Here is a 12,425-nt window from a genome sequence, read left to right as displayed (position 1 = left end):
ATGCGTTACAATGGGGAAATATCAGCCGGTAATTTGGCGCCATCTGAAACAGATAAACTACACATGTATGCCTTAAATGCTGATGGCGAAGCATACAGTCCGGCATGGCATACATTGAATTTCCGCATTATGTACAAATTGAACCAGCGCATTGAACTTAGTGGTGCAGTAGAAAATATCACCGACCGGCAATACCGCCCTTATTCCAGTGGCATTGTGGCTCCCGGACGTAACTTTATAATTTCGGCCAGGTACCGTTTCTAGTAGTCACCTGGGGTATACTCCGGTAACTTTCCGAAAAATTTTCTATCGATCAGCAGGTATTGGCCAACACACCAGCTGACTTGCTGGAGAGAATCAAGGCTATTTACAGCCGTTAAACAGAAAAATAAGCATTAGAAACCCCTGGATTGTTGTTCTTTGAAAACATTGTAGTAACTTTCAATAGAATTCAGTGTTGAATTTTTGTTTAATATTATTTTATCTCGGTTAAACAAAATTTGTTTCCTGCTGTTTCGCTTGTAAGTTTAAAAAGTAAGTAAATTGAATCACATTGAGACAAATATAGACGTTAAACAGGCCGAATTTCAGAAACGCTCCGGTCAAATGCTTGATCTTGTGCACGATCTGCACAAAAAACTGTCCGAACTGCCTGAGAAAGGCCGGGGAAAAGCCGTTGCAAGACACCGCGAGCGTGGTAAATTGTTGCCTCGCCAGCGCATCGACCATTTGGTTGATCCCGGTACACCATTTATTGAGCTTTCAGCGCTTGCTGCAAACGGACAATACGAAGATGTATTTCCATCGGCTGGTGTGGTTACAGGAGTAGGTGTAATTCAGGGAAGAGAAGCCATCATTGTGGCCAACGATGCCACGGTGAAAGGCGGAACTTATGTGCGTGAAACCATTCGCAAGCATATCAGGGCGCAGGAAGTAGCCATGCAAAGCCATTTGCCTTGTGTTTACCTGGTGGATAGTGGTGGTATTTATCTCCCCGAACAGGCAGAAGTATTCCCTGACCGCGACGATTTTGGACGCATTTTTAGCAACCAGGCCCGGATGTCAGCAGAGGGCATTCCACAAATAGCCGTGGTAATGGGTTCCTGTACTGCGGGTGGGGCATATGTGCCGGCCATGAGTGATGAAACCATTATTGTGCGCGAACAGGGCACCATTTTTATTGGTGGGCCGCCTTTGGTTAAGGCAGCTACCGGCGAGGAGGTTACAGACGAGGAACTTGGCGGTGCCGAGGTGCATACCAAAATATCAGGCGTAGCCGATCATCTGGCTGAGAACGATGAGCATGCGCTTGAAATCTGTCGCGATATTTTTCAGACTTTACCCAAACCCAATAAACAGGAACTGGATATTACAGCGAGCCGTGAACCCAAATACCCGGTTGAAGAAATTTATGGTGTGGCCCCGCTTGATGGACATAAACCACTTGATGTGAAAGAGCTCATTGCCCGTTTGGTCGATGCCAGTGAATTTCACGAATTTAAACCTGAATATGCCAAAACCATTGTCACCGGATTCGCCCGCATCGAAGGCTACCCGGTAGGCATCATTGCCAGTAACGGAGTTATTTATGCCGAAACATCACGAAAAGCAGCGCATTTTATTGAAATGTGCGAGTTCAGAAAAGTACCCATTGTTTTTCTACAAAACATTACCGGTTTTATTGTCGGCAAAAAATACGAGCATGAGGGTATTGCGCGCGATGGAGCCAAATTAATTCATTTGGTGGCCAATGCCAGCGTGCCGAAATTTACAATAATAACCGGTGGCTCTTCCGGTGCCGGAAACTATGCCATGGCAGGCCGCGCATACGATCCCCATTTTCTCTGGATGTGGCCCAATGCGCGTATTGGTGTTATGGGCGGCGATCAGGCTGCTGGAGTATTGACATCCATTCGGGAAGCCGCATTAAAGAAAAAGGGGCATAAGATTGATCAAAAAGAGCATGAACAAATCAGAAAAGAGATTTTAGCACGTTACCGTTACGAGAGCTCAGCTTTATACAGCACTTCCCGTATTTGGGACGATGGCATCATCGATCCGGCGCACACGCGACAGTACCTGGCAGCGGGAATTGCCGTTTCACGTAACAAAAAATGGGAAAAACCGCAGCACGGAATCTTTAGAATGTAATACTATGGAATATCAAACCATTAAAATAAACGAGTATAAGCATTATACCGAAGTGCGACTGAACAGACCGGAGGTCCGTAATGCCATGAATGGGCAGATGCTCGATGAATTAATTTATTTTTTTAAAGAAATGCATCGTCAGCCCAAATCATCTTTAATGCTGCTCAGGGGAGAAGGAGAAGTGTTTAGCGCAGGTGCCGACTTAAAATGGATGGCGCGTGCAGTGGATTTCGATGTGGAAGAAAATGTGGAAGACAGCCGTAAATTATATCAGTGTTTTGATTTATTGAATCGCCTTCCGGTAACAACTATTGCCTGGCTCAACGGGCCGGCAGTAGGTGGTGCAATTGGATTGGCTTCAGCATCAGATTTTGTTTGGGTAGCGCCGCAGGTAACCATTCGCTTCAGTGAGGTTAAACTGGGGTTAGTCCCGGCCACGGTTGCGCCATTTGTGCTCAACCGCATTGGCCGCATTAAGGCACGCCAGTGGATGCTTACATCTCAAAAAGTTGAAGTTGATGAAATGCTGAAAGCTGGATTTGCCGATGAGCAAGTTACTGGAGAGCAACTGCCTGATAGACTTCAATATATCATTGAATCAATTAAAGGAAACGATTTGTATGCCACCCGTATGACCCGTGAGCTAATTGAAAACCTCTCAAAAAAGCATCACAACGAAAGCGAGGAGGTTTATACGGCCCGCATTATTGCAGAAGCCCGTACTTCTGATAGTGCGCAGCAGCGAATACGACGGTTTTTGTCATCGAAAAATCTTTCATCATGATCAGGAAATTACTCATAGCCAACAGGGGAGAAATCGCCAGACGCATCATGCGCACTGCGCATGATATGGGTCTGGAGACTGTTGCACTCTATACATTGGCAGAAAAAGATACCCCCTGGGTGAAAGAAGCTCGTGAAGCCATGATGTTTTCAGATGAAAGTCTCTCCGGCTCCTGGCTCAATGCCGATGCCATTGTAGAAATGGCCTTGCAATCGGGAGCTGATGCCATTCATCCCGGTTATGGTTTTTTATCGGAAAGTGCACAATTTGCAAAGAAAGTCGAGGAGTCCGGTCTTGTATTTGTCGGACCCACGAGTACCGCTATCGATGCTATGGGCAATAAGCTTAATGCAGCTAAAATAGCACGCGAAGCTGGTGTGCCCGTTCAGGATCAATATCGTGGTAAAGTTGATGAGTTAAGAGATTTGCAGCATAAGCTGGAGTACCCTGTTTTAATTAAAGCCGCTGCCGGGGGTGGAGGAAAGGGAATGAAAAAGGTTGTGGAGCCTGAAGCCTTCCAATCGGCACTGGAGCAAACTGCGCGCGAGGCACAAGCCTATTTTGGCAATCCGGAAGTGTATGTAGAGCGTTTGCTAACCCAGGCAAGACACATCGAAGTGCAGATAATAGGTGATGGCAAAGGTAACGTGATTCATTTGGGTGAGCGTGATTGTACTTTGCAACGCCGACATCAAAAAGTTATTGAAGAATCGCCGGCCGTTTGTCTGTCGGAGGCACAAAGGAAAGCAGTTACAGGTTATGCTGTGCAGCTTGGTCAGCAAATGAAGTATCGCAGTGCAGGAACTGTAGAATTTATGCTCGACAATTCGGGAAAGTTCTGGTTTTTGGAAATGAATACCCGCATACAGGTAGAGCATCCGGTTACAGAGATGGTTACAGGAACCGATATTGTGAAAATGCAACTCCAAATAGCCGATGACCATGCCTTAAGGCTGAAACAGAAAGATATCAAATTTGACGGTCACGCCATTGAAGCCCGCTTGTATGCTGAAAATCCTGCGAAGGGGTTTTTACCTGCCGCAGGGCCCGTCCATAAGTTAGCCTTTCCCACTTATGATTGGTTGCGCGTGGATGCTGCTATTGACGGCTCAGGTATGGCGAGTGCCGATTATGATCCCATGCTGGCAAAGGTTATTGTTAAGGCAAAAAACCGGGCTGAAGCCATCAGAAGACTGAAAATAGTGAGCGAGCAAACACAGCTAGCCGGGGTGGAGAATAATTTGCATTACCTCAAAACTGTAATCTCTGCTCCATTTTTTGAGCAAAATAAATTTCATACGCAATATTTAGAAGAAACATATACATACGTACACGATCAGCAGCCTGCTTTCGATGTTATAGCGGCCTTTGTAATGATCGCTGTACGGCCGCAAACAAGCTCTGCAGAAAATGCCTGGCAAAAAGGTTATTTCAGGCAGGTTGCCCCCGTATGGAGGTTGAAAGCAGGTACTGAGCATTTTGAGGTGCACCTCAGAAACCTGGCAAATGGTATTGAATTAAGCTACAATAATGAAAATGCAGCGCTGAAAATGGTTGATATCACAGATCAGGCTGTTGTTTTTGAGATGAACCGAATTCGGAAAACCTTTAAGTACCATAAAAGTGAACAAAAGGTGTGGATTTTTACCAATGCACAAACATTCCTTATACAACATTTGTTACCTGAATCGGGCAAAAGCCTATCGGTTCAGCATGGTCAACGACTTATGAAGCTTGAGGCTCCGATGTACGGCCGAATACTACAGATATTAGCCAATCGCGGACGTGAGATTAAAGCAGGGGAAACCCTTATGGTTTTGGAGGCAATGAAAATGGAAAACCATTTGCAAGCCACCAGCGATGCCATTGTAAAGTCTGTTTTGGTTAAAGAAGGTGAACAGGTTGCCGATGGACAGATATTAATGGAATTTGAATAAAATTTTTCTGATAATGATGATTACACCCTATACGACACAACAACATGAAGATTTGCGACAGGAGGTGCGTAAATTTGCAGAACAAGAGATAAAACCCATTGCAGCTAAATTGGACCAGCAAGCAGAATTTCCTGAAGAACTGGTCCGCAAGATGGGACAGGCCGGATTTTTTGGTCAGTTTTTACCAAAAGCGTATGGCGGACAGGGACTCGACTACCTTTCGCTGGTTTTAACAGTTGAGGAGATTGCCCGTATCGATGGCTCCCAGGCTGCCACAGTAGCATCGCATAATTCACTGGGTATTGGGCCTATTTACTATTTTGGAACGGAGGAGCAAAAACAAAAATGGCTCCCCAATTTGGTTACCGGCGATCATGTATGGGCTTTTGCATTGACCGAAAAAAATGCAGGGTCAGATAGCAGAGGAACAGAAACCAAAGCTGAACTCAAAAATGGTGAGTGGGTTATCAATGGAAGTAAAATTTTTATTACAAACTCTTCCAGTCAAATGATGCTTGGTGCCACTGTGCAGGCAGTTACTGCAGAGAAAGACGGTGAAAAAGAGCTCTCGACCATTATTGTAGACGCCGCGCGCGACGGTTTTCACCGCGAGAAAATAACAGGTAAAATGATGTGGCGCTCTGCAGATACCGGTAAAATGATGTTTGACAATGTAGCTGTTCCTGAAGAAAACCTGCTTGGTGACCGCGGAAAAGGCAGCCACATGATGTTGGAGACGCTTGATTCAGGTCGCTTGACCATAGGTGCGATGGGACTGGGATTGGCCCAGGGAGCATATGAGTTGGCTATGAATTACGCCAATAAGCGAGAGCAGTTCGGTAGACCCATTGCGAAATTTCAGGCCATATCATTCAAATTAGCCGAAATGGCTACAAAGATTGAACTGGCACGCAATACACTTTATAATGCTGTTTGGTTAAAAGATCATGGCAAACCGTTTGGAAAAGAGGCTGCTATGGCAAAATTGTATTGCAGTGAAATAGCCAAAGAGGTTGCCGATGAGGCTTTACAAATTCACGGTGCCTATGGCTTAGTTCAGGATCAGGATATTGAGCGTTTTTATCGCGATCAGCGTATTTTACAAATCGGGGAGGGAACTTCAGAAATATTAAAGCTTGTAATCGGACGACATATTGGATTGTAAAAAATTTTGATGCGTTATGAAGGATACCTCCGGTAAAATAAGTGGTTTTTCAAAGCTCTCCGCAGCTGAAAAGCGACGTACAATAGCTGAACACTGTCTGGGCAATGCCGAAGACTCCGGTCAGTTTGAAGCATTTCACTTTGCAGATGAGGCACTTCAACAAAAGTTTGAGCAGTTTAGTGAAAATACACTAACCAATCATGCGTTGCCCTTTGGTGTAATCCCGAATGTGCTGGTTGATGATAAACTTTACCATGTGCCTGCGGTAGTTGAAGAGAGTTCAGTTGTGGCGGCGGCGTCAAAAGCGGCCTCTTTTTGGTACGATCGGGGTGGCTTTAAAACCATTGCACAGGAATCGATTAAAAACGGGCAGGTATATTTTGAGTGGTTTGATGATGTTGAATGGCTTCGAAATAATAAATCAACTTTTTTCGACCAACTCGCTGAGTCCACGGCAGAGTTAACCAACAATATGGAGAAACGGGGTGGAGGTATTCGCAGCTTCCTTCTGGAACAAATGCCCGGAATTTCAAAAAACACTCTGAAGCTTACCGTGGAAGTGAATACAGCCGATTCCATGGGTGCTAATTTTATAAATTCACTGTTGGAGACCATTGCAACAGAAATACCTGTATTTGCACAAAAAAATAATCGCAAAGCGCCGGAAGTGCTTATGGCCATTCTTTCTAATTATACGCCAAAAAATTTTGTGACCATGCAGGTTGCTGCACCGATAGAACAAATGACCTGGAGCAAACTATACTCACCAGAGATATTTGCCAAACGTTTTGTGCAGGCTGTAAATATTGCCAATACCGATGTGAGCCGTGCTGTTACCCATAATAAAGGTATAATGAATGGTTCCGATGCTGTAATTTTAGCTACCGGAAACGACTTTAGAGCTGCAGAAGCTGCCGCACACGCATTCGCTGCGCGTAATGGGAGTTATGCTTCCCTCTCTGAGGCAGTTATTGAGAATGGATATTTTAGCATGAAACTTACGCTGCCCGTAGCATTGGGAACTGTAGGAGGTCTTACAAAGTTGCATCCCACTGCCGCACTTGCCCTCAATATGCTGGGTAATCCCGGTGCCGACGAGCTGATGAAAATAGTAGCATCAGCAGGGCTAGCCAATAATTTTGCAGCTGTGGCTTCACTTGTAACCACCGGTATTCAAAGAGGACACATGAAATTGCACCTCGATAATATTTTAAGTGCAGAGAAAGCTTCGCCCACGCAAATAAAAGCTGCAAAGGTGTGGTTTACTGATAAAACAGTTTCTGTAAGTGCTGTAAGGGAATTCCTTGCGAATAGCCGGTAACTATACAATTAATGTTTATCTTAGATGATATAAAATTTTTTTGTGTATGGCTAATGTATTCAGATCTAACGGAAAATTGATGCTAACGGGGGAATACCTTGCGCTGAGAGGAGCAAAAGCTTTTGCGGTTCCTTTACAATTTGGACAGGAACTTGAAATCGATGCAGTGGAGCACCCTTTGGTGTATTGGCGCACCTTATTTCGCGATAAAATAATATTTCATGCCATTTTCGATACCGACGGTTTCGATGTACTGGAAACAAATGATACCGATAAAGCAGAATGGATCAAGAAAGTATTTAAAGCAATCCGTGAGCAAAAGAAAAATTTTCTGCAAAAATCAGGAGCCGAGGCTACGGCACGTATCGATTTACCTATGAATTACGGCTGGGGTAGCAGCTCTTCTTTTATTACGAACCTGAGTCAATGGGCCGATGTTGATCCGTTTATGGTCAATATGAATGTTGGTGGAGGCTCCGGCTATGATATTGCATGTGCAAGAGCAAATAAACCGATTTTATATAGCAATGAACTAGCCAACCCCAAATTTGATGAGATCGATTATAAACCAGGTTTCGAACGTAATTTATGGTTTGTGTTTCAGGAAAACAAAATGAATACTGCTGAGGCAATTCGCAAAATACGGAGCAAGAAGGTTAATGATAAGGACGTGCGTCGCATTTCTGAAATTTCAGAGCAGTGGGTTAAGTCAAAGGATTTAAATGAGATTATGGAGCTCATGAAAACCCACGAGAATATCATAAGTAGTATATTAGGTATACCAAGCGTGATGAAAAAATATAAGGATTTTAACGGCGCTGTAAAATCACTGGGCGCCTGGGGCGGAGATTTTATGCTGGCTGTAAGCGAAATGGATGGTGCCGACGTTATTTCTTATTTTACAGGGAACCAACGACCAACGATTTTTAACTGGACAGAAATTGTAAAAAACCAATCACCAGAATAACCTGAGGAAGGGTATAGTTATGAATGAGCCAAACAAAAATATTAAACCTTTTGCAATGCAGCCGGATAAACCAGAGCCTGAGGGTAGCGTGGAATGGAGGAGTCCTTCCAATATTGCGCTCATAAAATATTGGGGCAAGCAGGGTAACCAAATTCCCATGAATCCATCACTGAGCATGACCCTGAAATATGCTTTTACCCAAACAGAAGTGAAATGGCACCCCAATGATGGAACCACACAAGGTGAATTTGATTTCTTCCTCTCAGGTCAAAAGGTCGGTCCAAAGTTCGAAAAGCGAGTTGGGAACCTGATAAATGAAATGGCAAAAGCATACCCGGTGCTTAATGACCTGTATTTTACCATCACCAGCCTTAATACTTTTCCACACTCTACGGGCATAGCTTCGTCGGCCAGCGGATTGAGCGCGCTGGCGCTTTCGTTGCTGTCTGCTGCTCAAAGGGCAACGGGTAAAGCCGATGAATATCCCCGGTTTTTACAAAAGGCATCGCATTACGCCAGATTGGGCTCCGGTAGTGCCTGCAGATCGATTTATGGACCTTACGCCATTTGGGGAGGCGGTGTTAATACTGAAAGCTCTGATGAGTATGCCATACCTTACAAACCACACCAGGATTTTGAGACAATTTACGACAGCATTCTAATATTTAGTGAAAAACCTAAAAAAGTTGGGAGTTCTGCTGGTCATAAACTTATGGACGAACATTTTTACCGGCAGGGACGAATTAATCAGGTGAGGGAGAATTCATTTCGACTGCTTAAGGCATTGGAAACGGGCGATTTCGATGTGTGGCAGGAGGTTGTGGAGCAGGAAGCATTATCTCTACATGGTTTAATGTTTGCTTCTCACGAGCCTGTTTTATTGCTGGAACCTGACACGATCCGGTTCATACACGATTTAAATGCCTTCAGAGCAGGCAAAGGATTAAAAGTTGCTTTCACAATCGATGCAGGACCAAATATTCATCTGCTCTACGCCGATGAACACAGAGAAATAATAAGAAATTTTATCAGTGAGTGGATTATGGATCATCATTTGCAAATTCAGGTGTTGGATGATGAAACAGGTAAAGGTGCAAAACAGTTGTTTGAATGATACAAAGAACAAAAAATAACGGACGCTATTATGCCAAATTGATGTTGTTTGGTGAATATAGTATTATCAACAAATCGAAGGCGCTCACCGTGCCTTTTAAGCACTTCAGTGGTGAACTCACTTTTATTCCCGATAATAAATACACTGCATACGATTATGCGAAGGATTCAAACCGCCAGTTGCGCGACTATGCCCTTTATCTTGAAGAAGCATACCGTAGTGGTGAACTTGATTTCAGTATCGATATAAAAAGACTTTTATTGGATATCGAATCTGGACTGTACTTTGATTCCTCTATACCGCAAGGCTATGGAGCCGGGAGCTCAGGTGCTTTGATTGCTGCTATTTACGACCAGTATGTCACGGTTTATGCCCAAAAGGCCGATAAGCTGAGGAATCAGCTAGCTTTTATGGAAAATTTTTTTCATGGCCGTTCCTCAGGGATCGATCCATTGGTAGCATGGTACCAGGAACCACTTTTAATTGAAGATGATGATTTTAAAGTTGTAGATAAACCCGATTTTATATCAACAGGAAAAGAAGGGCTTTTTTTAATTGATACTGCTCAAACCAGCAAAACTCAGCCCCTGGTGGACTTTTTTCTGGAGCAAACTAAACTTGGAAATATTGATTCAAAATATCTTTCAGAAATTAATAATAGGATTATTTCGGCTGTTTTAGGAAACCAAATGACCGATTTTAAACGGTTGATGAGAGAGCTTTCGCAATGGCAATTGACTCATATGAGAAAAATGATTCCATCGCATATGGAGGATTTCTGGAAAAACGGAATTGATCAGGATCTTTATTATACTAAGCTATGTGGTTCCGGCGGCGGTGGTTTTTTATTGGGTTATACCCATGATTACAATGCTTTCCTTAAGTCAGCGGTCAATGTTGATTATAAGTTTATTCCAGTTCAGGTGCCGGAAATGGCTACTTTCAGTCAAAAATAGTTTTGCAACAAAGTTTGTGTTTTTATAACAGAAATTATTTATTTCTGACAAATAATATTACATTTGAATGTAATCTTAAGTTGTGTGGTAATTCGGTTTATTGATTCTATGCCTAAAAATTAAGCTTAAATTTTGAAATTTTCATACCCTTTAAAAATAGGAATTGGATTTATTGGCTTTTGGAATTTGCACAGTGTTGCAATATCGCCCATCCCAATCATAGTGGGTATGAGAAGTCCATTCTGGATGTGGATTATATTGGCATTATTAGTTATAGCCCTTTTGGTGATGTTTGTATTGCTCTATCGTACCAAACTCAATAATTTGTACTTTATACGCAAAAGCCAGGTACAGGACGATGACTTATTCAGGAAATTGTATAATAAGTCCCCCATAATGATGCATAGCATCGATATGGACGGAAATTTAGTATATGTTAATGACTATTGGCTTAAAATGCTTGGTTATGATCGCTCAGAAGTGATTGGCCGGAGATCTGAACACTTTTTTACAGGTGAGATAAAAGAGAATTACAATAAAATATTTCGACAATTGCTTAATGATGGGGTAATAAGGGATTTTCAAGCCAGAATGAAAAAGCACAACGGTGAAGAAATTGAAGTCCTGCTTACGGCAGAGCTTGCTCACGACCAGCGTGGCGTACCAACTCATGCCTATACGATTTTAATGGATATATCAGAAAGGGTAAGGGCTGAGAAATTATTACTGGAGGGTAAACATAAACTCAACAGTATTTTGAATAATGCAGTTGAGGCAATATTTGTGCTCCAGGATTTTAGAATCCAATATGCCAACCCGGCCACTGTCGATATTTTGGGCTATACGTTGGAGGATCTTGAGCAATTCCCATTTCAGAAGATTTTATTTGATGATGATAAAGAATGGATTTTAAATAACTATGAGAGGCGCATGCGTCAGGAGGACGTGCCACAAAAGTATAGCTTTCGTGTCAAGAGAAAAAATGAGACGGTAATTTGGATCGAGATCAATGCAGTTTATCTTAAATGGGATGAAAAACCTGCGATATTGGTATTTCTGGTGGATATTACCGAGCGCAAAACACAGGAAGAACAGTTGCGTGAGCAGGCAGAAGAGCTTAAAAAAACCAATGAGCAGCAAGCAGAAATGAATAAAAAACTGCAGGATAAAAACAAAGCGCTCGATGAGCATCAGGTCGAACTACAGGAATATGCCGATGAATTAAAAGCTGTGCTGGAAGAGGTAGCCATTAAAAATGAGCGTATAGAAAGGGCTCATCGCGATATGATGGATAGCATTGAGTATGCAAAATTAATTCAGGAAGCTATACTTCAAACAAGTTATGAACTTGAAGGTGTTTTCGATCATTTTGTATTTTATAAACCGAAAGATATTGTATCAGGCGATTTCTTTTTCTTTAAAAAATTTAATGATGTTTATTTGTTTGCTGTGGCAGACTGTACGGGGCATGGTGTTCCGGGTGGCTTTTTAACCATGTTGGGCATTAATTTGTTGCAGGAAGTGGTAACTAAAAATAATGTAAAAGAACCGGATGTTGTGCTGGAAATACTAAGAGAAAAAGTAAAGCATGTATTCAAGCATTCGAGGCATCACGATGGTATGGACATTGCCCTGGCTGCTTATGATCGTAAAGAGTTTACTTTGCATTATGCAGGGGCCAATATGAATGCCATTATAATCGACAATAACGAAGAAACTATTTTGAAACCTGTGCATAACCCCATAGGTTATTATGTGCAGGAAAATCAATTTGAAAAGCAATGCATTCAAATATCAGGTTCTGAAACACTTTACCTGTACTCTGATGGTTTTAAAGACCAGTTTGGCGGGGAAAAAGGACGTAAGTACCAGTTTAGAAGGTTTAAAGAATTTTTGCTTACCAACCATAAAGCACCCATGAGCACACAAAAAGAATTAATTGACCAGGAATATAAACAATGGAAAGGCAGACAGCCTCAATTAGATGACATTACTGTGATGGGCGTAAAGCTGAATTAAGGTGCCTCCCG

10 protein-coding genes are annotated in these 12,425 nt (G+C 42.7%); all 10 read left to right on the top strand.

What is annotated here, in order from left to right; genetic code table 11:
- Positions 1 to 264 (top strand): hypothetical protein (locus tag VJ937_RS12810; protein WP_324067724.1); only part of this gene is annotated, 264 nt, incomplete at its 5' end.
- 279 nt (positions 265 to 543) lie between these two features.
- Positions 544 to 2,151, top strand: coding sequence for a carboxyl transferase domain-containing protein (locus VJ937_RS12805; protein WP_324067722.1), 1,608 nt, complete (start codon positions 544 to 546; stop codon positions 2,149 to 2,151).
- Between the two features lie 4 nt (positions 2,152 to 2,155).
- Positions 2,156 to 2,935, top strand: a complete 780-nt coding sequence (locus VJ937_RS12800) for an enoyl-CoA hydratase/isomerase family protein (protein WP_324067720.1) — start codon at positions 2,156 to 2,158, stop codon at positions 2,933 to 2,935.
- Positions 2,932 to 4,872: an acetyl/propionyl/methylcrotonyl-CoA carboxylase subunit alpha gene (locus tag VJ937_RS12795; protein ID WP_324067718.1), complete on the top strand. Its 1,941-nt coding sequence runs from the start codon at positions 2,932 to 2,934 to the stop codon at positions 4,870 to 4,872. Before VJ937_RS12800 ends, VJ937_RS12795 begins: the two co-directional genes overlap by 4 nt.
- Before the next feature lie 13 nt (positions 4,873 to 4,885).
- Positions 4,886 to 6,037: an acyl-CoA dehydrogenase family protein gene (locus tag VJ937_RS12790; RefSeq protein ID WP_324067717.1), complete on the top strand. Its 1,152-nt coding sequence runs from the start codon at positions 4,886 to 4,888 to the stop codon at positions 6,035 to 6,037.
- Between the two features lie 16 nt (positions 6,038 to 6,053).
- The gene (locus tag VJ937_RS12785; RefSeq protein WP_324067715.1) at positions 6,054 to 7,358 is read left to right on the top strand and encodes a hypothetical protein; all 1,305 of its coding nucleotides are present in this window, start codon (positions 6,054 to 6,056) and stop codon (positions 7,356 to 7,358) included.
- A 46-nt stretch (positions 7,359 to 7,404) separates the two neighbouring features.
- Complete coding sequence (locus tag VJ937_RS12780) at positions 7,405 to 8,325, top strand: GYDIA family GHMP kinase (protein ID WP_324067713.1); 921 nt, start codon at positions 7,405 to 7,407, stop codon at positions 8,323 to 8,325.
- Positions 8,326 to 8,380: 55 nt separating this feature from the next.
- Positions 8,381 to 9,439, top strand: a complete 1,059-nt coding sequence (gene mvaD / locus VJ937_RS12775; protein ID WP_324067712.1) for a diphosphomevalonate decarboxylase — start codon at positions 8,381 to 8,383, stop codon at positions 9,437 to 9,439.
- The gene (locus VJ937_RS12770) at positions 9,436 to 10,395 is read left to right on the top strand and encodes a hypothetical protein (protein WP_324067710.1); all 960 of its coding nucleotides are present in this window, start codon (positions 9,436 to 9,438) and stop codon (positions 10,393 to 10,395) included. Before mvaD ends, VJ937_RS12770 begins: the two co-directional genes overlap by 4 nt.
- Positions 10,396 to 10,623: 228 nt before the next feature.
- Positions 10,624 to 12,414 carry a PAS domain S-box protein gene (locus VJ937_RS12765; RefSeq protein WP_324067708.1) on the top strand — a complete coding sequence of 597 codons (1,791 nt, stop codon included), beginning with the start codon at positions 10,624 to 10,626 and terminating at the stop codon, positions 12,412 to 12,414.
- Positions 12,415 to 12,425: the final 11 nt, after the last annotated feature.

Origin of the sequence: Salinivirga sp., assembly GCF_035268865.1 — a bacterium.
GTDB lineage: Bacteria > Bacteroidota > Bacteroidia > Bacteroidales > Salinivirgaceae > Salinivirga.
This window is presented reverse-complemented; position numbering and strand designations above follow the sequence as displayed.